This window comes from Paraburkholderia phenazinium (genome assembly GCF_900100735.1).
In the GTDB taxonomy this organism is placed as follows: domain Bacteria; phylum Pseudomonadota; class Gammaproteobacteria; order Burkholderiales; family Burkholderiaceae; genus Paraburkholderia; species Paraburkholderia phenazinia.
In genome coordinates this window covers 119,374-143,400 of sequence record NZ_FNCJ01000012.1, presented here as the reverse complement: position 1 = coordinate 143,400, position 24,027 = coordinate 119,374, and the positions used below count along the sequence as shown (strand labels likewise).

Below are 24,027 nucleotides of genomic sequence, written 5' to 3'. Positions count from 1 at the left end.
GTCTATGACCGCTTGTTGGAGGTTGGAATGAAGCGCTTGAGCGCACCGAGCGCGGACTTGCGGCGCGCCTGCGCCGCTGCCGTCGCCGCTCCGCCGAGCCGCTCGATGAGCGGTTCGAGCGCGCGCACATACGGGTCGCGGGCGGCCACGTCGATCAGCAATTGCCCCTGATTGACCGCCTGTCCGAGCGGCACGCGCCGCTCAGGCAGTGTGCCGAGCAAGGGGATGTCGAGGCGCTGGGCGATCTGCCCCGCCGTGAGACCCAGATCCGGATCGAACTTGTTGACGAGCAGCCGGACCTGACTGACGTCGACGCCCTCTTCGCGCAATGCATCGAGCACGCCGACCGCCGAGACGATCGACGCCACGCCCTGATCGCAGAGCAGCCACGTTTCATCCGCGGCCTGCACCACATGCGCGATGAACTCGCTGTTGGTGAAGCCGCCCAGATCGATGATCTGCTGATCGAAGAACGCGCGCAGGCGGTTCAAGAGGCTGATCGAACTCGAGTAGGACACCTCGCGCATATCGGCCAGGTTCGGCGGCAGCGAAGTGAGCGCGAGACCGCTTGGATGATGCGACAGTGCGGTATGGACGAAGGTCTGGTCGAAGCGGCGCAGATTGCGCACGGCTTCGACGAAATTGAATTCGCTGCGCGTATTGAGCAGCAAGGAGCCGTCGCCGGCCGGCAAGCCGAGGTCGAACAGCGCGGTCTGGCGTCCCTGCGCCGCGTCGCGCCGATGCAACATGGCCGACAGGTTCGCAGCCAGCGTGCTCACGCCCATGCCCACGCGCGCGCCGAGCAGCACCGTCACGTGGCCGTGCCGGCTGACCGGCTCGACCAGGTTGTCGATCACCTGACGCGTGATGCGCAGCGCGTCTTCCGCCGGCGCCGACAGGTCGATGAAATCGCGCACGCCCACCCGCAGCGCCGCGAGCGCGCTCTCCGGCTCGCCGATCGAACCCACCGCGACAATCTGCAAACCCGGATAAGCAGCCCGTGCGGCACTCGTGGCGGCACTCGCGGCGGCGGCACGGCCGCCGGAAAAATCGACAAACACCAGCGACGGATTGAGCGCCGCGATGCGCTGAGTCAGCATCGACGGATCGAGCGAGACCTGTTCGACCGCGCCTGCTGCCACCAGCGTATCGGTCAGCCATTGCACGTGCTCGTCGGCCAGCGACGCGAACACGAAATAGTCAGTGATCACCCGTTCAGTCAATGAATGCGTTCTCGCGTTCATATTGGACATCCTTTTGCGGTCGAAACTGCAAGGCCGCCGATTCGTACTGCGTACTGCTGCGGGTGACCGGCGCCCATGCGCCCTCCTGCCCGCCTTTCCGGTGCGAGAGCGCCGCGCCGACCGGCCGCGTTACGCTCTGCGCACCACGTTCACTTCGAGAACCCCGGCGCCGCATCCGGCGACACGATCCCGCCGAGCACCGAACGCCATACCGCGCCATCACGCTGTTCCGACAGTTCGCCAGGCGTCGACGGCAACGCAGCGCCCTTGGCGATCGGCGAGACCAGATGCGGCGTCACGATGATGACCAGTTCCTTGTCGTTCTGCGAATAGCTCAACTGCTTGAAAAAGGCGCCGATAATCGGCAAGTCGCCGAGCAACGGCACCTTCGACACATTCGAAATCGTCTCGCGGTCGATCAGGCCGCCGATCACGAAACTCTCGCCGTCGCCGAGTTCGACCGTGGTGTCGGCGCGCCGCGTGGAAATAGCCGGCACCGACACGCCGTTGATCGTGATGGCATTCGTAAAGTCCAGCTGGCTCGCTTCCGGCGCTACCTTCAGCGCGATCCGCTCGGGGCTTAGGACGGTTGGCGTCAACATCAGACCGACGCCATACGGCTTGTATTCGATCGACACCGTGCCGAGCGCCTGCGGCACCGGCACCGGGATCTCGCCGCCGGCCAGAAAACTCGCGCTCTGGCCCGACAGGGCGACCAGCGTCGGCTCCGCCAGCACGCGCGCGAGGTTGTTGCTCTCCATCAGGCTCAAGTCGGCCGCCAGACCCCGGGTGGCCGAGTTGAACACCAGATTGAAGGCCGACGAGATCGGCGAGGTCTGGTTGAACACCGGCGACTGGCCGAAAGTCGCCGAGGTCAGCGCGGAAGGGGCAAACGAGCCGAACGAGAAGCCGTTGTTCTGTTTGAGAATATTCAGCCCGATCTGCTTGAGTACCGTGCGGCTGAACTCCACCACCCGCACGTCGACCTGCACGACTGAGCGCGTCGCGACCGTCGAGGCATCCAGCACGTTCGCCCCTGCGCCGCCCGCCGCAGACCCTGCAGACCCGCCACCGCCCTTGCCGGCGCTGCCGCCCTTGCCACCATCGGCCCCGCCACTCAAACCGCTGCCTTGCGCCGCCGCATGGGCGCGCGCTTCGGCCTCGGCGACAGCAACGGCTTGCTGATGCTGCTCCATGGATGCAGCCGAGCCGGAAATGTAGGCCGTATCTCCCGCCGTCTTCACGCTAGGCGTACCCGGCCCTAGCAGCACACCCGCTGCCGCGCTAGTCACGTTGACCGTGTAAGCCATCGGCGCGTCATGATTGCGCTCCCATAGCATCAGGTTGGTGGTGCCCGGCGACTTGCCGATCAGCAACACGCCACCGCGCTTGTCGCCTTTGATGATCAGCACGTCGGCCACCGTCGGGTCGCCGATTGCGATCCGCTGCAAACTATGGCCAGCCGCGAGCGACTGCTGCGAGCCCACGGTGATATCGACTGACTGTGGGACCGTCTGTGCGGCCATCTGCGCGCCATCCGCCGCGTTGCTGGCCGGCGCTACGACGAGCGACGCCACGCCAAGCAACGCCGCGCTCCCGCATGCAAGAATCCGTTTTTTCATATTCTTATGGACGCGTCCAGCCGCCCGCTCCCTGGAACCCTATCGGGCGACCGTTTCGGCACGCCCACCCCGTATGACTTCTATATTCTCGTTCGGCGCCGCCGCGACCCGCACGGTGGGTCGAACGGCGCGTGGCGCCACCTGCGGCCGTGCGGCTGTGTTGCCCGCACTGCCGGACAGTTGATCGAGCGCCACGCCGGCCGCAGCGCGCGTCGAATCCTGTGTTGCGTCCCCGGCTGGCGCATTCGCGGCAATCTTCAAGACGCCATCGGTCGCTGCAAAAGCGGCCGGATCGACTACTTCGGCATCCTTTGGATTGCGTAGCGCCAATACGAGGCGCCCGGACGTTTCAGCCAGCGTCAGGTTATCGACATCAGCCACCGGCACCGCCAGCACCGCGGTACGCACCATGCCGTTCGCGTCGCCCGGGTTGTCGGCGCCGGGTGTCGCGTTTCCGAAGGCCAGCACGCGCACCTTCGACATCAGCAGGCGCGCCTGGCTGCGTTCGACCTCCGCACCGCTCGCGCCGTTGCCCTCGCGTTTCAGCGTGAAGAACACGTCGACGAAGTTGCCCGGCCGCAGGCGGTTGCCCACCGCGTTGCTTTCATCGACCCGCACCGCCACGGCACGCTCACCCGGCTCGATCCGCTCGGCGATTCCCGATGACAGTTGGGCCTCGAGGACCGGCGAATCCGCGCCGATGTCCGAGGTCGGCACGCGTCCGGCCAGCATCGAGGGATCGACGAACGCTCCGTTCGGATTGATCGGCAGCGACTGGACACGCAGCGCGTCGACGCTGATCGGCTTGCCGGCGGGCAGCACGCGCGCGGCCACCACCACCGGGAAGGTGGCTTGCGCCACCGGCATGACGGGATGAACTACGGGCCGGCGCGATAGCGTCCAGGCAAAGATGCCGAGCAGCAGCGCGAGCGCGATGAGGACGCCTGCGAGTATCCGGGTCAGGTTCGGCATGACAGGTCGCCTCGTCGTTCGAACGCGCACCGGCCCAAGGCCCGCTCAGGCAGGCGATACACAACCGGAAAGGGATGAGCCAACGCGTGCATTACAGTATGTTTTCCGGGTTAAGTTGTACCGTCGCACTACTCGCCAGCGAAGCAGGCAACACAAAATTGGTCAGCGGCAAGCTCGGCACCAGCGGCTTGCCCGCGTAGTTGTAGCTGAGCGTCACGATCACGCAATCCATTGTTGCGTCGTAGCTACACGGACTTGAGCTCGATACACAGGTAGCGGTACTGATCAACGATGTCACCATCCCTTTCGCCGTGGTGCAGGCAGCGGACGAACGGGCGGCCAGCGCGTTGGCGGTGCTCGTCGCCGCTTGATAATTGAGCGCGGCGCGCGCGCCCTCCTCTGCCGCCAAGGTCAGGTTCTGCTGCGCGACGAAAATCACGCTGTAGGTGACGATGCCGTAAAGGATCACAAAGAACAGCGGAAAGACCAGCGCGAATTCCACTGCGGCGGTGCCGCGCTCGCGGCGCGAGCGCGCGAATGCGGCCCGCATGGCGGGACGTGGAATCTGTTGATAAGCAGTCCAGTTCATTGCACACCCGCAGTAAAGGCTTGCAGCCCCATCCACGCGATGGCAGGCACGGTCAGGCACGCCGCATACGGTGTCGCACGCTTGCTGCCCAGTGCGAAGGTCAGCGCGCCAGGCCGCCCGAGCGCGGCGAGCCGCGTGCGGGTGGACACCAGCAACCAGAGCGCATGGCAGCCCGCTATCAGGCTCGCGGCGATCCACAGTCCAACTAGCGCATGCATGCCGCACCAGGCGCCGAGTACCGCGAAGACCTTCACGTCGGCACCGCCCATCACGCCCAGCGCGAAGAATGGCAACAGCGCGCATAAGCCGACGAGCGCGCCAAGCGCGGCCTGGGTGAGCGAAATGCCGAATGGGCCGTGCTCCAGCGCGGCGCACGCCAGCGCCGCTGCCAGTCCGGCAACGACAAGCGCATTCGACACGCGTCGGCTGCGGCAATCGCAAACGGCTACGACCGCGGCCCAGACGGCGAAAAGAGAGTCGCTAAGCAGATTCATATCGGACTCGACGGGCGAGACAAACCGATGCGGGCCGCATTCGCAACCCGCATCCCTTCCCTTGGCAATGCTCTTGTGACGCGCGCAGAGTCGGCCGACACGCTGGCCGACATCATCCCCCGTACGCGATTTCAGAAGCTGCCGCCGTCAACCCTTACGAATTACAGAGCCGTTACGATGTTGGAGAACACCGTTTCCAGCGCGGTCTTCACATTGGTCAGGCTAGTGGCAAGAAGGACCGCGATCAATCCGGCAATCATGGCGTACTCGATTGCCGTCACCCCTTGGTTATCTCTCAGGAATCGTGTGGTGAACTTTTTCATTTTTACCCTCGAACTTTCAGTATTCAATCGTATTTGCGCTGCACGTGATGACCGTGTTCACAGTGCCGTGATCGACGATTCTCTCGTTCGCCGACCCCAGGTCTTTTGCACTGCCACACCGCGTTCATCGCAGCCGGCTTCAAAGCAATAAATTACATTTGGCCGTCTGTTCGATATCGCACCTCCCTCGTCAAACGTAGATGCTGACGGCTTTTATAGCGTACCAATCTTATTTAAGCAATTGTCCGCTGCCCGATGGGCACTATTTTGTTTGAAGCCGTCTGTCCACCTAGATTAACGGCAGTTCGTGCGTCGCAGCACATAGGATTAACCATAGGTTAGATTCGCTCCACTAATTATCCGTTTGAACAGATCGTTTCAAGCATCGGCCGTCCTCCGCGTTACGCACCCCACCGTAACGCCGCATCCGGCTCGTTACGTTACGCACGCCGCGAAACCGTTTTCAAACGCGCTATTGAAGCGCCACTCCGATTCGACAACCACTTCATCAACCGCCCGCACAGCCGCGCTGCGCCTTGCTCTCAGCCCTGCGAAGCAAATTCCTTGCGCATTCTCCAGTTGAAATGGCATGGCTGTTGCAGTGGTAGGCACGCAGCACTACCCAACAACACATGCGATTCGAGGGCGACATGAACATTCAAACGGCTAACCTCACGGTACGAGCAACCGTACTCGCGGCAACGGCAGCAGCGATGCTGTCTCTGAGTGCCTGCGGCGGCTCGGGAACCCTGAGTTCGGGGACCGGAGGCAGCGGTAGCGGTAGTGGCAGCGACGGGGGCGCGCTGTCGACGACGAGCGGCAGCGGCTCGGGGATGGGCGCAACGTCAGGCGGTTCGGATGGCTCGGGTTCAGGTTCAGGAAACAACGCAGGCAGCACGTCAGGGGGCACCACGGGCGGCGTCTCGGGCGGCGGCTCTTCGACTTCGGGCAGCGGTTCGAGCAGCGATTCGGCGCAAGCCAACGCACTCGGCACTGTAGCCGGCAATACGGGCAACGTCGTCAGCAACGTCGGGTCGACCGTCTCAGGGCTCGGCTCGGTGATCGGTTCGCAAACTGTCCCGGGTCTGAGCCCGGCAACCACTCAATCGCTCGGTGGGGTTGTGCAGAACGTCGGCGCCGCGGTCTCCACGCTCGGCAACGGCGTCACCCAAGGTCTGGGCCAGCTCGGTACAGGCGGCAATGCAGTCGGCACGACCGTCTCGAGCCTGGGCGGCGTGGTCGGCAACGTCGGCGGCGCGGTCACCAGCACCGGCAATCTCGTCACGAGTCTCGGCAGCGGTCCGCTCGCCCCGCTCTCCGCCCTTACATCGCCGCTGGGCGGCGCGATCAACACCCTCGGCGGCGCGGTCACCAACGGCGGCAGCACGCTGACGACGGCCCTCTCGACCGGTCCGGTCGAGCAGGTCACGCAAACCCTTAGCACCGCCATCACGCCGATTACCTCGATGCTCGCCTCCACGACCCAGACGGTCGGCACCGTGACGGGTCTCGGCGCCCCGGTCAACGGCCTGCTGTCGACGATCGGCGGCGGCCTCGGCAAGGCGGGCGGCCTGCTCGCCGCGACCGGCAACAACCCCGTCACGACGGGCCTCGGCAATGTCGTGACGAGCACCGGCACGACGGTCTCGTCGGTCGGCGGCCTGTTGACGGGCGGCAGCGCCAACCCGATCGCGCCGCTTACGGGCCTGCTCGGCGGTCTCACTTCGGCCGCAGGCGGAAGCGCTGGCGGCAGCAGCCCGCTGGCGCCGGTCACGGGCCTGCTCTCGAGCGTCACCGGCGCGCTGGGTGGCGCCACCGGCGGGAGCGGCACCAGCAGCCCGCTGGCTCCCGTCACCGGTCTGCTCAGCAGCGTCACCAGCGCCGCAGGCAGCGCCTCGAGCAGCAGCCCGCTCGCCCCGGTTACGGGTCTGCTCTCGAGCGTCACCGGCTCGCTCGGCAGCGCGGCCACCACTGCCAGCAGCGCAGCCAAGAGCGCCACGACCACGGCCTCGGCTAGCCCGATCAGCGGCCTGACCTCGAGCACCGGCAGCAGCGCCGCCGGCGGCCTGCTCTCGCCGGTCACCTCGCTGGTCAGCGGCCTGCTCGGCGGCGTGTCGAAAAAGTAACCCGATAAGCAGGCACAGCGGGTGGCAGCGGATACGCCGCCTCCCCCGCTTCGCCTGAGCTGAGTGGCGCCGCTCAGAGATGGCTGCACCGGCGCGCGGAGACCATCCATTCAGAGTCACAAGAGACCGAGGAGCACCCTATGTCCACAACACGTTTTTTTGTTCCAGAAGCAACTTGCGCGAGCCTGTCGTCTCTGCGCGCGCCACTTACCGCACTCGCCGTTGCCTGCCTGCTCGCCGCTTGTGGCGGCAACGGCGTGACCGCGGCGCCACCGCTCGCCTCAGCCACCGGTAGCGGCTCAGCCGGCGGCACGACCACCACCACGACCGGCTCCGGCGGTGGCACACCCACCACCGGCACGACCACGCCCACCAACCCGAGCAACCCGACCACCGGCTCTACCGGCACCACGGGCACGGTGACGGCAGCAGCCCAGACCGTCAACGATCTCGGCAATACGATTGCGTCGCAGAGCATTCCTGGCCTCAGCCCGCAGTTGACGCAAGGGCTCGGCAGCACCGTGTCGTCCACGAGCGGTCCGCTCACCGCGCTTGCCAATGCAGTCAGCAATGGCGTCGGCCAGACCGGTTCGACGGCGAATCCGCTCGGCACGACCGTGGGCGGCCTCGGCTCGGTCGTGTCGTCCACCAGCGGCGTCGTGCAAGGCTTGAGCACCACCGTCGCCGGACTCGGCACCGGCCCGCTCGCGCCGCTCTCGCCCCTGACAACGCCGCTTGCAAGCACGCTCAGCACTGCCGCCGGCGCGGTCAACGTGGGCGGCACCGTGCTCGGCAACGTGCTGTCCTCGGCGCCCGTGCAGCAGATCACGCAACCTGTCAGCACCGCCATCACGCCGCTCGTGCAGACCGCGGGCATCATCACGCAGACGGTCGGCACGAACACCGGGCTCGGCGTACCCGTCTCGGGTGTGTTGGCGCAGATAGGCGGCGCACTGGGCACGGCAGGCTCGACTGTCGCCTCGACCACACAGAATCCGCTCGGCACGGACGTCGGCAACCTGGTCGGCTCGCTCGGCAACACGGTCACGAACGCCGGCGGCCTCGTCAATCCGAATGGCCCGAACGGCGCGGCGCCGATCCCCGGTCTGATCACGAGCCTCGTCGGCAGCAGCAATGTCGTCGTAGCCAACGGACCGCCCACCGGCGCCGCCGCCAATGGCCTGCTCGGGCCGCTGAACGCGTCGCTCGCCAGCCTCGGCCTCGGCGCCAATCCGCTCAACCTGGTGAGCTCGCTGCTCGGCAGCTCGCCGCTGTCGGCGCTCTCCTCGGCCACCGCAGGCACGCCGCTGGCTTCGGTCACCGGCTTGCTCGGCGGCCTCCCGCTCAACTCGGTCACCTCCACCCTGGGTAACGCCACCAGCAGTTCCAATCCGCTCTCGGCTGTCACCGGCGCGCTGGGCACCGCTACCAGCGCCGCCAGCGGCACCCCGGCCGGCTCGCTGCTCGCGCCGGTCACGGGCCTGCTCTCGACGCTCACCGGCACGCTCACCTCGGCGACGGGATCGACGAGCAGCGCCGCGAGCGGTGCGACCTCGCTGCTGGGTGGGCTGATCCCGGCACAACATAAGTAGTCCGCAGCAGTGGACGGCGCAAGCCGCTCGCAGCCGCGGTTGGCAAGTGCCGCGGCCGCTCGCATCAGCAGTGGGTATCGGCCACGTGTTCCGCAACGAACGGAGCACGTGGCGTAACACGCGCAGGCATGGCAGTATGCGCGAAGCCACACAAGCGATCACGATCTGCCGAGCCAGGCGGCGCGCTCGCACGATAAGAACGGCCATACGAGGGAAAATCCGATGAAACTCGGGTACAGCAGATGGACACTCCTGCTGGCGGCCATCGCCACAGGCGCAGTACAGGCGCAATCGCGTCCCGCAGTCGGCGGCAACCCCGTCGGAGGAAACCCGATGGACTCCTTACCGCAAGTCACCGCGCCCGACAAAGGGCCTAACGTCACGCTGCAGGTGCAGCCGCAGGCGCCGCAGTTGCAGGCCTTGCTCGCAACGCATCTCACGCCCAGCAAGTTTCAGGTGGAAGGCGTCAAGACGATTCCGTTCAACGACGTCGCGCAGCGCTTTACTCCGCTCGTCGGCAAGGACATCACCATCGGCGACCTGATCCAGGTGGCCGACGGCGTCACCAAGCTGTATCAGTCACGCGGCTACGCACTGTCGTTCGCCTTCATACCGGCGCAGAACTTCGAAAACGGGGTGGTGCGCGTGACCGTGGTGGAAGGTTACGTGTCGGAAGTGAAGGTCACCGGCAACCCGGGTAAGGAAGAAGAGAAGATCCTTGCGATCGCCGAACACATTCGCGAGGACCGGCCGTTGCGGCTCGCCACCTTCGAGCGTTACATCAACGTGCTGGGCATCCTGCCGGGCATCAAGGTGGCCGCCAACGTGCCGCCGCCGCAGAACACCGACGGCGCCACCACGCTTGAACTCAAGGTCGAACACAAGCCGGTCAACCTGAGCGCCGGGGTCAATTTCGATCAGCCTGGCGTGCAGGGCCTGCTCACTGCGACCGAAAACGGCCTGACCTCGCTCGGCGAGCAACTGAGCGTCTCGGCGCTGCTGCCCAAGGGCCGCGACAACGTCACCTACCTGGCCGCGCGTGGCGCGGTGCCGATCGGCAGCGACGGCCTCGTGGCGAAGGTCGATGCGTCGCATTACCGCGGCAATCCGGTGGACAACCCCGGCCTGCCTTCCTATGTGCAGCGCACTGTGATTAACGACAAGTTAGGCGGCTCGCTGGCCTACCCGCTTCTGTTGAGCAACAGCCAGAGCGTGATCGGCACCGTGTCGGCCTACGCGTCGCACGACGAAGACGACTATCAGAACCAGATCAACGGCGCGCGGATCGGGCTGCGCTCGCAAGTGCGCGTGATGCAGTTGCAGGCCGACTACACCAGCGTGCAGACCGGCCAGGTGCGCAAGGCGAGCGTCAACGTCGCGCAGGCCTTCGATATTCTGGGGGCGTCGAAATCCGGCGAGTCGAACGTGCCCGGCGTCGTCGAAACCAACCCCGTCTCGCTCACCTTCACGCGCACCGGCGCGAGCTTCTCGCAGACCAACGAGTGGCCGCTCAAGATCGGCACGGCGGTGGCCATGACGGGCCAGTACAGCCCCGATTCGCTGCCGACCTCGGAACAGATCTCGTTCGGCGCGCAGCATTTCGCGCAAGGCTATGAGCCCGGTGAGGCGTCAGGGGATTCGGGCTGGGGCGCGTCGGTGGAACTCAACCGCGCCTTCACGCCGGGCCTGACTTACCTGCAGACGTTCACGCCCTATGTGTCGTTCGACATGGCGCGCGTCTATCTGCATGCAGGCACACCCTCGCCGTCGAAGCTCGCGTCGATTGCCTTCGGGTTTCGCATCACCGACAAGAAGTACTACACGCTCGATCTCTCGGTGGGCAAGGCCGTGGGCGATGCGCCGGTGGAAAGCGCCTCGCGCAGCCCGCGCATCAACGCGACTTTTTCGTATCAGTTGAATTGAGGCATGCGTTTTGCACAGTGCCCCATGCGCCGCCGTTTCAATTAGAGGCTCCACTATCAAACGGCGGGCGCACTTTAACGTATTCTGCGCTTTCAATAACGCCGCGCGACCATGATCGCGCCGACTTTCATCAAGGAGGAAGGCAATGACGTCATTCACCCAGCGCACCCGCGCCATCATGATGCGCACCGCCAAACAGGCGGCCCTCGCCGGCGTGCTGCTCGCCAGCGCCGTTACCGCCATGGCGCAGGCCGACAGTCCGGTCGGCACGTGGCAAACCATCGACGACAACACGGGCCAGCCCAAGGCGCTCGTACAGATCACCCAGGACGCCAGCGGCGCGCTGGATGGCAAGGTCATCAAGGGACTCGGCCCGAACGACCACCCCGAGCGCCGCTGCACGGCTTGCACGGATGAGCGAAAAGACCAGCTGATCCTCGGCATGACGATCATCAACGACATGAAGAAGGATGACGACGGCTGGGACGGCGGCCGGATTCTCGACCCGGAAAACGGCAAGGTCTACAAGTGCAAGATGCATCTCGAAGACGGCGGTCAGAAACTGGTGGTGCGGGGGTATATCGGCGTTTCGCTGCTGGGCCGCTCGCAGACCTGGATTCGCCAGCAATAAGCCTTAAGAGAGCTGCGCACGCGGCGTCATGTCACCGCACTTGAGACAGCGGTGTGCAGCAAGGGCATGAGGCAATAAAAAGCCGGCCGACGATTTTTTCGTGCGGCCGGTTTTTTTCGATTGAGCGGGTTCAATTCATTGGACTCGTCATGCAGCTTGCTTGAAGGATCCTGCGAAGCCGAATACCGAAGGCACCACCGGTTGCGAGGCTGCCGGGCCGTAGAGTGCCGGCTTGGACGGTGCGACAGGTGCGGCTTCCGCACGCGCAGCTTTCTCTTCGGGGCTGACATGGATGCGCATGCGCGACTCCATCATGGTGCACAACTCGGTGCTCGCTTCGCCGTACAACTGGTCCATCACGCGCTTGAGCACGCCCGACTCGTGCCAGGCTTTGAAACGCCGGTGGCAGGTTTGGTACGAGGGGTATTTGCGCGGCATGGCGGACCAGGTAGCGCCGCTATACATCACCCACAGCACGCCGTTGAGCACGGAACGCGTGTTGGCGAGAGGCCGGCCGCGCAGTTCGCTGCGCGGCCGCAGCTCGGGGAGCAGCGGTGCAACGCGCTGCCATTCTTCATCATTGATATCGCGATACGGGGTCATGGACTTCTCCTTCGTCAAAAATCTATGACTAAGAAGATATCGGCTCGCCCCTGGAGCGAATATAAGACCAATCCGAATCTTGAAAATGCGACGGGAAGCGCCAGCGGTAGGCTGGCGGCCTCTGATCTATCGCAATAGATACGATGTCTTAGGGAACTACAAAAACTTTAAGAATCGCTCAGGTCAGCGAGGTATCGACGATACGGCGCGGCGCATCGAGATATTCCTTCGATTGCATCTCGACGATGCGCGACACCGTGCGAGTGAACTCGTTGGCCATCGGGCCGTCCGTGTATAGCTGTTCAGGCGGCACCGCAGCGGACATCAGCAGCTTGACCTTGTGGTCGTAGAACACGTCGATCAGCCAGGTGAAGCGCCGTGCTTCCGAGGCCATGCGCGCGCTCATCTGCGGCACGCTCGAGAGGATCACCGCGTGAAAGCGGCTCGCCAGCTCCAGATAGTCGTTCTGCGAGCGCGGGCCGCCGCACAGCGTCGCGAAATCGAACCAGACCACGCCGTCGGCCTTACGCAGTGCTTTGAGCTCGCGCTTTTCGATACGCAGGATCGGGCTCTCGTCGGGCACCGCTGCGAGGCTCGCGAAGGCGCCGCGCAGGGCCTTGTCCGAGGCCGCACCCAGTGGTGTGTGATACACCTCGACCTGGGCCAGCGTACGCTGCCGGTAGTCGACGCCCGCATCCACGTTGATCACATCCAGTTTGGACTTGATCAGTTCGATGGCGGGCAGCATGCGATCGCGATGCAGGCCATCCGGGTACAGCGTATCCGGATCGTAGTTGGACGTCATCACGAACTGCACGCGGTTCTCGAACAGCTTGTCGAGCAGACGGTACAGGATCATCGCGTCGGCGATGTCGGAGACGTGGAATTCGTCGAAACAGATCAGGCGGTAGCGCTTGCCGATGCGGCGCGCCAGTTCGTCGAGCGGATCGGCCTGGCCCTTCAGGTCTTCGAGTTCGCGGTGCACTTCGCGCATGAACTCGTGGAAGTGCAAACGCGTCTTGCGCTGCACCGGTACCACGGTAAAGAAGCTGTCCATCAGGAAGCTCTTGCCGCGCCCCACCCCGCCCCACATGTAGACGCCGCGCGGCAGGTCCGGGTGAATGATCAACTTCTTGAACGCGTTCGAGCGGCGCGACTTGTACTCGACCCACTCTTCGTAGCACCGCTGCAGACGGTCCACGGCCGCGCGTTGCGCCGGGTCCGATTGATAACCCCGCGTCTGCAGTTCTTTTTCGTAGTATTCGGTGACGTTCATTTTCTGGCTGCAAAAAAAGAAGGCGGGAGGGATTGAACCCGCCCGCCTTCGTCGTGAAGCTAAGCTGCTGCGATCAGTCAGGCGTGCGCGTGATTACATGTTCAGCGCGCGCTTGTCCACGGCGAGCGCCGCTTCGCGCATCACTTCGGACAACGACGGGTGCGGATGGCAAATGCGGCCGATGTCTTCCGACGCCGCCTTGAATTCCATCGCCACGACGGCTTCCGCGATCAGGTCCGATGCGTTCGCCGAGATGATGTGCACGCCGAGCAGCTCGTCGGTCTTCGCATCGGCGATCATCTTGACGAAACCATCCGCCTTGTTGATGCCGAGTGCACGGCCGTTGGCCATGAACGGGAACTGGCCCGTCTTGACCTCACGGCCTTCCGCCTTCAGTTGCTGTTCCGTCTTGCCGACCCATGCGATTTCCGGTTCGGTGTAGATCACCCACGGAATGCAGTTGTAGTCGATATGCGGCTTCTGACCGTCGATGATTTCAGCGACCAGCACGCCTTCATCTTCAGCCTTGTGCGCGAGCATCGGGCCACGCACCACGTCGCCGATCGCGTAGACGTTCGGCACTGCGGTGGCGCAATGGTCGTCAACGTCGATGAAGCCGCGTTCGTTGGCCTTCAGGCCGATCGCTTCGAGACCGAGGTTGTCGGTGTTCGGCACGCGGCCGATCGACACGATCAGACGGTCTGCTTCCAGCTTCTGTGCGTTGCCGTCCTTGTCCGTGTAGTTCAGCGTGACGCTCTTGTCGGTCGTCGTGACTTCGCCGACCTTCACGCCCACGTGAATATCCAGACCTTGTTTCTTGAACTGCTTGGCCGCTTCTTTCGCGAGCGCCTGGTCCGCCGCGCCGAGGAATTCCGGCAGCGCTTCGAGCACCGTGACTTCAGCGCCCAGACGGCGCCACACGGAGCCGAGTTCCAGACCGATCACGCCGGCGCCGATCACGGCCAGCTTCTTCGGCACGGAGTCGAAGCTCAATGCGCCTTCGTTGTCGGCGACGATCTTGTTGTCGACCGGGATGCCCGGCAGATGACGCGCTTTCGAACCCGTGGCGATGATCACGTTCTTCGCCGTGACGACTTCGGTTTCGCCTTCGCCGCTCACTTCGATCTGCACGCCGGCGTCCGTCTTGCCGGTGAACTTGCCATGGCCCTTGAGCCACGTGATCTTGTTCTTGCGGAACAGGAATTCAATGCCCTTGGTCATCTTCTCGACGATGCCTTCCTTGCGGGCTAGCATCTTCGTAATATCGACCTGCACGTTTTCCACGCTGATACCGTGGTCGGCGAGGTGATGCGACGCGTTTTCGAACTCTTCCGACGAAGCCAGCAGTGCCTTCGACGGAATGCAACCCACGTTCAGGCAGGTGCCGCCGAGCTTCAGCGCGCCGGCCGGGTTCTTCCACTTCTCGATACAGGCAACGGTCTTGCCGAGCTGCGCAGCGCGGATAGCTGCGATATAACCGCCGGGACCGGCACCGATCACGACGACGTCAAATTCTTTGGACATGACAATCCTTTTGATGACGGAACAACGCGCGGCCACGCTTCGTGGCGCGCATCGCTCCAGTACTGCGGAATGCTAAAGACGTGCTGCTTGCTCTTGGCTAATATGACGCCGGCTTGTGGGATCACAAGCCGGCGCCCTGGCCGGACCGACGCTTACAGGTCGAGCAACAGGCGAGCCGGATCTTCCAGCGCGTCCTTCATCGCGACCAGCGACAGCACTGCTTCGCGACCGTCGATGATGCGGTGGTCGTACGACAGCGCCAGGTAGTTCATCGGGCGGATCACGATCTGGCCGTTTTCGACCACAGCGCGTTCCTTCGTAGCATGCACGCCCAGGATCGCCGATTGCGGCGGGTTGATAATCGGCGTCGACAGCATCGAGCCGAACACACCGCCGTTCGAGATCGAGAACGTACCACCCGTCATTTCTTCGATCGACAGCTTGCCGTCCTTCGCCTTCTGGCCGAATTCAGCAATCTTCTTTTCGATTTCTGCGAGGCTCAGCTGATCTGCGTTGCGCAGAATCGGCACCACCAGGCCACGCGGCGAACCGACCGCGATACCGATGTCGAAATAGCCGTGATAGACGATGTCGTTACCGTCGATCGACGCGTTCACCAGCGGGAACTTCTTCAGTGCATGGACCGCAGCCTTGACGAAGAACGACATGAAGCCGAGCTTCACGCCATGTTCCTTCTCGAACTTGTCCTTGTACTTGTTGCGCAGGTCCATCACCGGCGCCATGTTCACTTCGTTGAACGTCGTGAGGATGGCGTTGGTTTGCTGCGACTCGAGCAGACGCTCGGCGATACGCGCGCGCAGACGCGACATCGGCACGCGTTGTTCCGGGCGGTCTTTGAGCCACGCTTCGGCCGATGCCGGAGCCTTGACGTCCGGCAGCGACGGCTTGGCAGCCTTCGGTGCAGCAGCCGGAGCGGCCTTGGCAGCCGGTGCCGGAGCGGCGCCAGCGGTCAGCACGTCACCCTTGGTGATGCGGCCGTCGCGGCCCGTGCCGGCGACGTCGCCCGACGCCAGGTTCTTTTCCGCCATCAGCTTGGCGGCGGCCGGCGAGGCGGCCGTGCTGGCACCCGTTGCGGATGCAGCTTGAGCAGCCGGTGCTGCTGCGGGTGCCGCAGCGGCAACCGGAGCCGGCTTCACTTCAGCTTCGACAGCAGCGGCGCCAGCGGTGCCTTCCGTATCGATCTTGGCGATCACCTGATCGGCCGTGACGATATCGCCGTCGTTGGAGATGACTTGTGCGAGCACGCCAGCTGCGGGAGCCGGCACTTCCAGCACGACCTTGTCGGTTTCGATTTCGATGAGGATTTCGTCGACCGCGACAGCCTCACCGGGCTTCTTCTTCCACTGCAGCATGGTGGCTTCCGACACCGACTCCGACAGCTGGGGGACCTTGACTTCAACAATAGCCATTGTGATTTTCCTGAATACGTATCTGGTGACAACGAACCGTCTGCGAACCCTGATCTGCGGCGTTTGAGCCTTCAGATGCGGTGCGGGAAAGCGCCCTGCGCTTTCCCGGTTCGGTTCAATAAGTTATTTAGCGATCGACGCGCTCTTCAGACGGCCGAATGCACCTTCAACCAGCGCCTTCTGCTGCTCGTAATGCTTCGCGTAGTAGCCAACTGCCGGCGAAGCCGAAGCCGGACGGCCGCTGTAGGCCAGCTTCTGTCCATCCTTCATGCCTTCCTTCAGGTGATGCTCGATGTAGAACCACGGGCCTTGATTCTGCGGCTCGTCCTGCACCCACACCACTTCGGTCGCATTGTCGTACTTCTTCATTTCCGCTTCGAACTGCTTGTGCGCGAACGGATAGAGCTGTTCGATACGGATGATGGCGACGTCGTTGGCCTTCGCTTCGCGGCGATGTGCCAGCAGGTCGTAATACACGCGACCCGAGCAGACCACCACGCGCTTGACCTTCTTCGCTTCGATGGCTTCGTCCACTTCGCCGAGGATCGGCTGGAACGCGCCCTTCGCCAGTTCGGACAGGTCCGACACGGCTTCCTTGTGGCGCAGCAGCGACTTCGGCGTAGCGACGATCAGCGGCTTGCGGAACAGGCGGATCATCTGACGGCGCAGCAGGTGGAAAATCTGTGCCGGCGTGGTCGGCTGAACGACCTGCATGTTGTGGTCTGCGCACAGTTGCAGGAAACGCTCGATACGTGCCGACGAGTGCTCCGGACCCTGGCCTTCGTAGCCGTGCGGCAGCAGCATCGTGAGACCCGAAACACGGCCCCACTTCACTTCGCCCGACGAGATGAACTGGTCGATCACGACTTGCGCGCCGTTCACGAAGTCGCCGAACTGCGCTTCCCATGCGACGAACGTGTTCGGTTCAGCGGTCGAGTAGCCGTATTCGAAGCCGAGAACGGCTTCTTCCGACAGCACCGAGTCGATCACCGTGAACTTCGCCTGACCTTCGGCGATGTTCTGCAGCGGCACGTAGGTGCCGTCGTTCCAGCGTTCGCGGTTCTGGTCGTGCAGCACTGCGTGACGGTGCGTGAACGTGCCACGGCCCGAGTCCTGACCGGTCAGGCGCACAGCGTAGCCCGATGCGACCAGCGACGCGAATGCCAGGTGTTCGCCCATACCCCAGTCGAGCTTCGCTTCACCACGGCCCATCGCGCGACGGTCGTTGATGACGCGCTCGACGAGCGGGTGCACCTTGAAGTTTTCCGGAATCGTGGTGATGCGCTCAGCGAGGCGCTTCAGTTCGGCGAGCGGCACTGCGGTGTCCGCTGCGTCGGTCCACTTGCGGTTCAGAAACGGAACCCAATCCACCGCGTACTTGCTCTTGTAATTCGAGAGCACCGGATCGACGGTGTGGTGGCCTTCGTCCATCGCCTTGCGGTAGGCCTTGACGTACTCTTCTGCGTCGGCAGCCGTGATCACGCCTTGTTGCACCAGCTTTTCAGCGTACAGTGCGCGCGTGCCCGGGTGCTTCGCAATCGTCTTGTACATCAGCGGCTGCGTGACCGCCGGCGTGTCCTGCTCGTTGTGGCCGAGCTTGCGGAAGCAGACGATGTCGACGACGACGTCCTTGTGGAACTGCATCCGGAAATCGATTGCCAGCTGCGTAGCCAGCACCACCGCTTCAGGATCGTCACCGTTCACGTGCAGCACCGGTGCTTCGATCATCTTGACGACGTCCGAGCAGTACAGCGTCGAGCGCGAGTCGCGCGGATCCGACGTGGTGAAGCCGATCTGGTTGTTGATGACGATGTGCAGCGTGCCGTGCGTACCGTAACCACGCGTTTGCGCGAGGTTCAGCGTTTCCATCACGACGCCCTGGCCAGCGAAGGCCGCGTCGCCGTGGATCTGCACCGGCAGCACTTGCAGGCCGCTGTCGTCGCCGCGACGGTCCATACGGGCCTTGGCCGAACCTTCGACCACCGGGTTGACGATTTCAAGGTGCGACGGGTTGAACGCGAGCGACAGGTGAACCGGGCCGCCTTCGGTCGAAACGTCCGACGAGAAACCCTTGTGGTACTTGACGTCGCCAGCCGGCAGATCGTCGACGTGCTTGCCTTCGAATTCGGCAAACAGGTCAGCCGGCATCTTGCCGAGCGTATTGACCAGCACGTTCAGACGGCCGCGGTGGGCCATGCCGATGACGATTTCCTGAACGCCGCGAGCGCCGCCGTGACGCACGACTTCGTCCATCGAGGCGATGAAGCTTTCGCCGCCTTCGAGCGAGAAGCGTTTCTGGCCGACGTACTTGGTGTGCAGGAAGCGCTCGAGGCCTTCAGCTGCCGTCAAGCGGTTCAGAATGTGTTTCTTCTTGTCAGCCGAGAAGTTCGGCGTGGAGCGGATCGACTCGAGGCGCTCTTTCCACCAGCGCTTCTGTTCCGGATCGCTCAGATACATGTACTCGACACCGATCGTGCCGCAGTACGTGTCGCGCAGCGCCTTGACGATCTCGCGCAGCGACGCGCGTTCGAACCCGAAGTACAGGTTGGTCGCGCTGAACTCCTGGTCCATGTCGGCTTCAGTGAAGTCGTAGAACGCAGGTTCAAGCTCGGGAATTGCGGGACGTTCGCGGCGCTTCAGCGGATCCAGGTTGGCCCATTGCGTGCCAAGGAAGCGATACGCGCCGATGAGGGACTGTACGTAGACTTGTTTGCGCGCGGTAGCGAGGTCTTCGCCGCCCGTTGCGGTGCGCGGGATGAAGGCATTCGCCTTGGCCCGTTGTGCAAATGACTCGACGATCGGGCCATGGGCCACGTCGTTGGCATTGCTGCCATCCGATGCAGGAACGTTCTGCAACGCGTCGAAATACACACGCCAGTTCTCGGGCACTGACGCCGGATTATCGAGATACGCTTCGTACATTTCTTCTACGTACGGAGCATTGCCGCCGAACAGATAGGAGTTCGACTGGAATTGCTTCATCATATTTACGCTCACCTTTCTTCGAGTTTCTCGAGAAATAGCGGGTTACTCAAACCTTCCGCGACACGGCCTGACCGTTTGGCGGATTGCGCGAATCAAGTCTTGCTTGGAAGGACCTTAACTTGCATCCGCGGAAGCATATCACATAACAGATAGTGCAGATAGCAGGCACAGTGCCGCGGAAGCCTTTTCTGGCGGGCTTTCGCGGACCTTTCCAGGAAGCGAAACAGTGTTCTTCAATCATCCTGGTAATAGCCGCTTGCTAGCCGCTTGCCAGCTGCGTGCAGAGCCGCAAATAACAAAAGCCGCCCGAAGGCGGCTTTTGTGTTGCACTGCACGATAGAAACGCGTGGATCAGTCCACTGCGCCCTTACGGCTTGCGCTGCGGCGCTCGTGTTCCTTCAGGTAACGCTTGCGCAGACGAATCGATTGCGGCGTGACTTCGACCAGTTCGTCGTCGTCGATGAATTCCACCGCGTATTCGAGCGACATCTGGATCGGCGGCACGAGACGCACCGCTTCGTCGGTACCCGACGAACGCACGTTGGTGAGCTGCTTGCCCTTGATCGGGTTGACGACCAGGTCGTTGTCGCGGCTGTGAATGCCGATGATCATGCCTTCATACAGCGGCTCGCCCGGCGACACGAACATACGGCCGCGATCCTGCAGCTTCCACAGTGCGTAAGCAACCGCTGCGCCGTCGTCCTGCGAAATCAGCACGCCGTTGCGACGCTCGCCAACCGCGCCGTCCTTGACCGGCTGATACGAGTCGAACGTGTGGCTCATCAGGCCCGTGCCGCGCGTGAGCGTGAGGAATTCCGACTGGAAGCCGATCAGGCCACGCGCCGAAATACGGTACTCGAGACGCGTACGGCCACGGCCGTCCGATGCCATGTCGAGCATTTCGCCCTTGCGGCGGCCCAGCTCTTCCATCACGCCACCCTGGTGGCCGTCTTCCATGTCGACCGTCAGGTTTTCGTACGGCTCGTGCTTCACGCCGTCAATTTCCTGCATCACCACGCGCGGACGCGACACGGCCAGCTCGTAGCCCTCGCGACGCATGTTTTCCACCAGAATGGTCAGGTGCAGCTCGCCGCGGCCCGCCACTTCGAACGTGGTTTCGTCGCCGGTTTCCTTCACGCGCAGCGCGACGTTGTGGTTCAGTTCCTTGAACAGGCGGTCACGAATCTGACGGCTCGTCACGAACTTGCCTTCACGGCCAGCCAGCGGCGACGAATTCACGAGGAAGTTCATCGTCAGGGTCGGCTCGTCCACCGTGATCATCGGCAGCGCTTCCGGTTGTTCCGGTGCGCAGATGGTCACGCCAATGCCGATTTCTTCGATACCGTTGATCAGCACGATGTCGCCGGCTTCAGCCGATTCCACCTGAACGCGCTCAAGACCCTTGAACGACAGGACCTGATTGATCTTGCGGTTGAGGATCGCGCCATCCGGGCCCGAACGCACGGCGACTGCCATGCCCGGCTTGATACGGCCGCGGGTGATACGGCCCACGCCGATACGGCCCACGTACGACGAATAGTCGAGCGAGGTGATCTGCAGCTGCAGCGGTGCTTCCGGATCAGCGTCGCGCACCGGCACGTGCTTGAGCACGGCTTCGAACAGCGGGCGCATGTCGCCTTCGCGCACGTCCGGGGTCAGGCCGGCGTAACCGTTCAGGCCCGATGCGTAGACGATCGGGAAGTCGAGCTGCTCGTCCGTTGCGCCCAGCTTGTCGAACAGGTCAAACGTCTGGTTAATCACCCAGTCGATCCGCGCGCCCGGGCGGTCAACCTTGTTCACCACCACGATCGGCTTCAGGCCGAGCGCCAGCGCCTTCTTCGTGACGAAGCGCGTTTGCGGCATCGGGCCTTCAACGGCATCCACCAGCAGCAGCACGGAGTCGACCATCGACAGCACGCGCTCCACTTCGCCGCCGAAGTCGGCGTGGCCCGGCGTGTCGACGATGTTGATGTGCGTGCCTTCGTATTCGACCGCGCAGTTCTTCGAAAGGATCGTGATGCCACGTTCCTTTTCGATGTCGTTCGAGTCCATCACGCGCTCGGCAATCTGCTGATTGTCGCGGAACGTGGCGGTCTGACGGAGGAGCTGGTCGACGAGCGTGGTCTTGCCGTGGTCGACGTGGGCAATAATGGCAATGTTGCGTAGGGCGCGGGTCATAGGAACCTGGGGACAGTTGAGTGCGCCAGCAGCAGCATTGTGTACAAAGCCAACAAAGCCCAAAGCGCACTTTTGGGAACCCAAAATTATAGCACGCGCAGATTAAGGTTCTCTGGTATTCCCTTACTAGCCGTCATCCCACTCCACCAATCCCGACAACGGGACACACTTTTCCTTACGTTTGATTGCTGCCGAGCGCCAGCCGCACCGCCCTGCTTTCATCAGCCGCGCCCGCCAGCGCTGACGCGCCCTTCGGGCCCGATTTTCCCACGGCAGCCTCCGACTTTTAATAGCTTGAGTGGGTATAGATCCTTGCCTAAGCTGCAATAACGCTTGCCGCGTCAACTAACCAGCCCCTATAATCCTGCTTAGTCAACCATTGCAGTCGCATGAGAATCATGACGGATCAGACCTCTACACCGCCGGAAATCAGCGCCTACCAGCTAGGCGAAAGCCCCGGCTATCTGATTTCGCGCGTGAAATCGACCATGTCCAATCTGGTCACGCAACGCACCATGGCTGAACTGGGCATCACCAGCCAGCAGGCCAGCATCCTGTTTATGGTGGCGAGCGGCAAATGCCTGCTGGCGGCCGAACTGGCGCGGGAATACGGCATTGACGCCAGCGCGGTCACCCGCCTGGTGGACCGACTGGAAAAGCGCGGCCTGCTGAGCCGGGTGCGCAGCAACGAAGACCGGCGGGTAGTCCGGCTCGCCCTGACGCCCGAAGGCCAGGACATCGCCGTGCGCATGCCGGCCATTTTCAACGGCGTCATGGACAACCTGCTCGCCGGATTCACACCAGAAGAAGTAGGCTTTCTGAAAAGCATGTTGCGCCGTGTGCTGACCAACAGCGGCTGCGATCTAGCGGGCATAACCCGTGACACGACAATCAATATTGACAGCAAATCGTCATAAGCTGATTGCAGTGTCCATCATTACATTCCACTGACACTCAAAAAGAGTCGAGCGATGAAATCCCTTTCCCTGTCCGCGCCCGCACTGTCGTGCCGGGCCGCCGTCACCGCAGCGGTGGCGGCGCTCGCCCTAACAGGGTGCGCGAACTACATCGGTATCAAGAGCGACAAGCAGATGTCGTCGCCGGCGCAGTACGAATCGAACCAGAGCCTGCCGTCGCAAGGCGGCCAGTGGCCGTCGCTCGACTGGGCCAACCAGTTCGGCGACCCGCAACTGCCGCAACTGATCGCGGAAGCGCTGGAAGGCAGCCCGTCCATCGCCCAGGCGCAGGCGCGCATCGCCAAGGCTTCGTCGTACATCGAAAGCTCGCGTTCCAATCTGTATCCGAAGGTGAACGGCAGCTACTCGTGGAACCGCGAGATCTTCTCGCAGAACTCGATCTACCCGCCGCCCTATGGCGGCACCTGGTATAGCGAAAACAACGTGCTGGCGAGCGCTTCATGGGACCTGGACCTGTGGGGCAAGAACCGGCAGCGCCTCGGCCAGGCCGTGTCGCAGGAAAAAGCGGCGGAAGCCGATATGCAGCAGGCGCGCGTGACGCTGGCCTCGTCGGTGGCCAGCACCTACAACCAGCTCGCCCAGTTGTATGCGCTGCGCGATATCGCCGCGCGTGAAATCGACAATCGCCAGGACATCAGCCGCATTACCAACGGCCGCGTGGTAGCCGGGCTCGACACCAACGTCGAGAAGCAGACCGCGTTAGGCAATATCGCCACGACCCAGTCCAACCTGACCGACCTCGACGGCCAGATCACGGTGACGCGCTACCAGTTGGGCGCCCTGCTCGGCAAGGGGCCGGACCGCGGCATGCAGATCGCCAAGCCGGTTCTGACGGCCGGCAACACCGTCACGCTGCCGGATAACGTGCCTGCCGATCTGGTGTCGCGCCGCCCGGATATTGTGGCAGCACGCTGGCAGGTCGAAGCCGCGATGCACGACGTGAAGGAAGCCAAGGCGGAGTTTTTCCCGGACATCAACCTCTCCGCGGGCCTCGGTTTCGATGCGTTCGGCTGGGGCAAATTCCTGACTGCGTCGAGCCGTAACATGCAGTTCGGCCCGGCAGTCCACCTGCCGATCTTCGACGCCGGCGCATTGCGCTCGCAATTGAAGGGCCGTTACGCCGATTTCGATCTGGATGTGGCGAACTACAACCAGACGCTGATCAATGCGCTGTCGGACGTGGCGACGCAAATCGCGACGATCCGCTCGATCGACCAGCAGTCGGGCGACGCCCAGCGGGCGCTGGACGCCTCGACCAAGGCGTATCAGCTGGCCGTGATCCGCTACAAGGCCGGGCTGTCGGAACAACTGCAGGTGCTGACCGCCGACCAGAACCGCCTCGCCGCCGAACAGACGGTGACGAACCTCAAGATGAGACGCCGCGACATGCAGATCGGCCTCATCAAGGCGCTCGGCGGCGGTTTCGACGCGACGCAAACCGGCTTGATTGTGCCGACCGATGCAAAGGCAGCGTCAGCCGCCTCCGCCGTACCCGCTACGCAGGCTGCGGCGAACTGAACCCGAATGCCCATCCGAAT

17 protein-coding genes and 1 pseudogene are annotated in these 24,027 nt (G+C 63.3%); 6 read left to right on the top strand and 12 right to left on the bottom strand.

Annotated elements, in window-relative coordinates:
- Positions 1 to 2: 2 nt before the first annotated feature.
- The 6 genes from BLQ92_RS24680 to BLQ92_RS24655 form a co-directional block, all read right to left on the bottom strand.
- The gene (locus BLQ92_RS24680) at positions 3 to 1,244 is read right to left on the bottom strand and encodes a fimbrial protein (protein ID WP_090687510.1); all 1,242 of its coding nucleotides are present in this window, start codon (positions 1,242 to 1,244) and stop codon (positions 3 to 5) included.
- A gap of 149 nt (positions 1,245 to 1,393) precedes the next feature.
- Positions 1,394 to 2,866, bottom strand: a complete 1,473-nt coding sequence (locus BLQ92_RS24675; RefSeq protein ID WP_090687508.1) for a type II and III secretion system protein family protein — start codon at positions 2,864 to 2,866, stop codon at positions 1,394 to 1,396.
- Between the two features lie 39 nt (positions 2,867 to 2,905).
- Positions 2,906 to 3,838: a Flp pilus assembly protein CpaB gene (gene cpaB / locus BLQ92_RS24670; protein ID WP_090687506.1), complete on the bottom strand. Its 933-nt coding sequence runs from the start codon at positions 3,836 to 3,838 to the stop codon at positions 2,906 to 2,908.
- 91 nt (positions 3,839 to 3,929) lie between these two features.
- Complete coding sequence (locus BLQ92_RS24665) at positions 3,930 to 4,427, bottom strand: TadE/TadG family type IV pilus assembly protein (RefSeq protein ID WP_090687504.1); 498 nt, start codon at positions 4,425 to 4,427, stop codon at positions 3,930 to 3,932.
- Positions 4,424 to 4,921, bottom strand: a complete 498-nt coding sequence (locus BLQ92_RS24660; protein WP_090687502.1) for an A24 family peptidase — start codon at positions 4,919 to 4,921, stop codon at positions 4,424 to 4,426. The genes BLQ92_RS24665 and BLQ92_RS24660 overlap by 4 nt, the downstream gene beginning before the upstream one ends.
- A 161-nt stretch (positions 4,922 to 5,082) precedes the next feature.
- Positions 5,083 to 5,244, bottom strand: coding sequence for a Flp family type IVb pilin (locus BLQ92_RS24655; RefSeq protein ID WP_090687500.1), 162 nt, complete (start codon positions 5,242 to 5,244; stop codon positions 5,083 to 5,085).
- A 650-nt stretch (positions 5,245 to 5,894) separates the two neighbouring features.
- On the opposite strand from BLQ92_RS24655, the pseudogene BLQ92_RS24650 reads away from it, so the two are divergent.
- From BLQ92_RS24650 to BLQ92_RS24635, 4 genes and pseudogenes are all read left to right on the top strand, one after another.
- A pseudogene (locus BLQ92_RS24650) lies at positions 5,895 to 7,286 on the top strand (collagen-like triple helix repeat-containing protein); the annotation flags it as partial.
- Between the two features lie 224 nt (positions 7,287 to 7,510).
- Positions 7,511 to 8,962: a collagen-like triple helix repeat-containing protein gene (locus BLQ92_RS24645; RefSeq protein ID WP_090687497.1), complete on the top strand. Its 1,452-nt coding sequence runs from the start codon at positions 7,511 to 7,513 to the stop codon at positions 8,960 to 8,962.
- A 222-nt stretch (positions 8,963 to 9,184) separates the two neighbouring features.
- Positions 9,185 to 10,885, top strand: coding sequence for a ShlB/FhaC/HecB family hemolysin secretion/activation protein (locus tag BLQ92_RS24640; RefSeq protein WP_090687495.1), 1,701 nt, complete (start codon positions 9,185 to 9,187; stop codon positions 10,883 to 10,885).
- 145 nt (positions 10,886 to 11,030) lie between these two features.
- Positions 11,031 to 11,516 carry a DUF2147 domain-containing protein gene (locus tag BLQ92_RS24635; protein ID WP_090687493.1) on the top strand — a complete coding sequence of 162 codons (486 nt, stop codon included), beginning with the start codon at positions 11,031 to 11,033 and terminating at the stop codon, positions 11,514 to 11,516.
- A gap of 147 nt (positions 11,517 to 11,663) precedes the next feature.
- Here BLQ92_RS24635 and BLQ92_RS24630 read toward each other — a convergent pair whose 3' ends face one another.
- The 6 genes from BLQ92_RS24630 to typA all read right to left on the bottom strand — a co-directional run bounded on the left by BLQ92_RS24630 (position 11,664) and on the right by typA (position 21,512).
- Positions 11,664 to 12,119 carry a transposase gene (locus BLQ92_RS24630; protein WP_090687490.1) on the bottom strand — a complete coding sequence of 152 codons (456 nt, stop codon included), beginning with the start codon at positions 12,117 to 12,119 and terminating at the stop codon, positions 11,664 to 11,666.
- A 178-nt stretch (positions 12,120 to 12,297) separates the two neighbouring features.
- Positions 12,298 to 13,395, bottom strand: a complete 1,098-nt coding sequence (zapE, locus tag BLQ92_RS24625; protein ID WP_090687488.1) for a cell division protein ZapE — start codon at positions 13,393 to 13,395, stop codon at positions 12,298 to 12,300.
- A 93-nt stretch (positions 13,396 to 13,488) separates the two neighbouring features.
- Positions 13,489 to 14,919: a dihydrolipoyl dehydrogenase gene (lpdA, locus tag BLQ92_RS24620; protein WP_090687486.1), complete on the bottom strand. Its 1,431-nt coding sequence runs from the start codon at positions 14,917 to 14,919 to the stop codon at positions 13,489 to 13,491.
- 152 nt (positions 14,920 to 15,071) lie between these two features.
- Positions 15,072 to 16,349, bottom strand: coding sequence for a 2-oxoglutarate dehydrogenase complex dihydrolipoyllysine-residue succinyltransferase (gene odhB, locus BLQ92_RS24615; RefSeq protein ID WP_090687484.1), 1,278 nt, complete (start codon positions 16,347 to 16,349; stop codon positions 15,072 to 15,074).
- Between the two features lie 123 nt (positions 16,350 to 16,472).
- Positions 16,473 to 19,334: a 2-oxoglutarate dehydrogenase E1 component gene (locus BLQ92_RS24610; RefSeq protein WP_090687481.1), complete on the bottom strand. Its 2,862-nt coding sequence runs from the start codon at positions 19,332 to 19,334 to the stop codon at positions 16,473 to 16,475.
- Between the two features lie 351 nt (positions 19,335 to 19,685).
- On the bottom strand, positions 19,686 to 21,512 hold the full coding sequence (gene typA, locus BLQ92_RS24605; protein WP_090687480.1) for a translational GTPase TypA: 1,827 nt from the start codon (positions 21,510 to 21,512) through the stop codon (positions 19,686 to 19,688).
- A 398-nt stretch (positions 21,513 to 21,910) separates the two neighbouring features.
- Between typA and BLQ92_RS24600 the strand changes: the two genes are divergently transcribed.
- A complete protein-coding gene (locus BLQ92_RS24600) occupies positions 21,911 to 22,429 on the top strand; it encodes a MarR family winged helix-turn-helix transcriptional regulator (RefSeq protein ID WP_090687478.1) in 519 nt (172 codons plus the stop codon).
- A 54-nt stretch (positions 22,430 to 22,483) separates the two neighbouring features.
- Positions 22,484 to 24,007: an efflux transporter outer membrane subunit gene (locus BLQ92_RS24595; RefSeq protein WP_090687477.1), complete on the top strand. Its 1,524-nt coding sequence runs from the start codon at positions 22,484 to 22,486 to the stop codon at positions 24,005 to 24,007.
- Positions 24,008 to 24,027: the final 20 nt, after the last annotated feature.

What these genes read in the sequence shown, in the direction of transcription:
- BLQ92_RS24680 (WP_090687510.1), bottom strand. Translation starts at nt 1,244, where the DNA reads ATGAACGCGAGAACGCATTCATTGACTGAACGGGTGATCACTGACTAT.
- BLQ92_RS24675 (WP_090687508.1), bottom strand. Translation starts at nt 2,866, where the DNA reads ATGAAAAAACGGATTCTTGCATGCGGGAGCGCGGCGTTGCTTGGCGTG.
- cpaB (WP_090687506.1), bottom strand. Translation starts at nt 3,838, where the DNA reads ATGCCGAACCTGACCCGGATACTCGCAGGCGTCCTCATCGCGCTCGCG.
- BLQ92_RS24665 (WP_090687504.1), bottom strand. Translation starts at nt 4,427, where the DNA reads ATGAACTGGACTGCTTATCAACAGATTCCACGTCCCGCCATGCGGGCC.
- BLQ92_RS24660 (WP_090687502.1), bottom strand. Translation starts at nt 4,921, where the DNA reads ATGAATCTGCTTAGCGACTCTCTTTTCGCCGTCTGGGCCGCGGTCGTA.
- BLQ92_RS24655 (WP_090687500.1), bottom strand. Translation starts at nt 5,244, where the DNA reads ATGAAAAAGTTCACCACACGATTCCTGAGAGATAACCAAGGGGTGACG.
- BLQ92_RS24645 (WP_090687497.1), top strand. Translation starts at nt 7,511, where the DNA reads ATGTCCACAACACGTTTTTTTGTTCCAGAAGCAACTTGCGCGAGCCTG.
- BLQ92_RS24640 (WP_090687495.1), top strand. Translation starts at nt 9,185, where the DNA reads ATGAAACTCGGGTACAGCAGATGGACACTCCTGCTGGCGGCCATCGCC.
- BLQ92_RS24635 (WP_090687493.1), top strand. Translation starts at nt 11,031, where the DNA reads ATGACGTCATTCACCCAGCGCACCCGCGCCATCATGATGCGCACCGCC.
- BLQ92_RS24630 (WP_090687490.1), bottom strand. Translation starts at nt 12,119, where the DNA reads ATGACCCCGTATCGCGATATCAATGATGAAGAATGGCAGCGCGTTGCA.
- zapE (WP_090687488.1), bottom strand. Translation starts at nt 13,395, where the DNA reads ATGAACGTCACCGAATACTACGAAAAAGAACTGCAGACGCGGGGTTAT.
- lpdA (WP_090687486.1), bottom strand. Translation starts at nt 14,919, where the DNA reads ATGTCCAAAGAATTTGACGTCGTCGTGATCGGTGCCGGTCCCGGCGGT.
- odhB (WP_090687484.1), bottom strand. Translation starts at nt 16,349, where the DNA reads ATGGCTATTGTTGAAGTCAAGGTCCCCCAGCTGTCGGAGTCGGTGTCG.
- BLQ92_RS24610 (WP_090687481.1), bottom strand. Translation starts at nt 19,334, where the DNA reads ATGATGAAGCAATTCCAGTCGAACTCCTATCTGTTCGGCGGCAATGCT.
- typA (WP_090687480.1), bottom strand. Translation starts at nt 21,512, where the DNA reads ATGACCCGCGCCCTACGCAACATTGCCATTATTGCCCACGTCGACCAC.
- BLQ92_RS24600 (WP_090687478.1), top strand. Translation starts at nt 21,911, where the DNA reads ATGACGGATCAGACCTCTACACCGCCGGAAATCAGCGCCTACCAGCTA.
- BLQ92_RS24595 (WP_090687477.1), top strand. Translation starts at nt 22,484, where the DNA reads ATGAAATCCCTTTCCCTGTCCGCGCCCGCACTGTCGTGCCGGGCCGCC.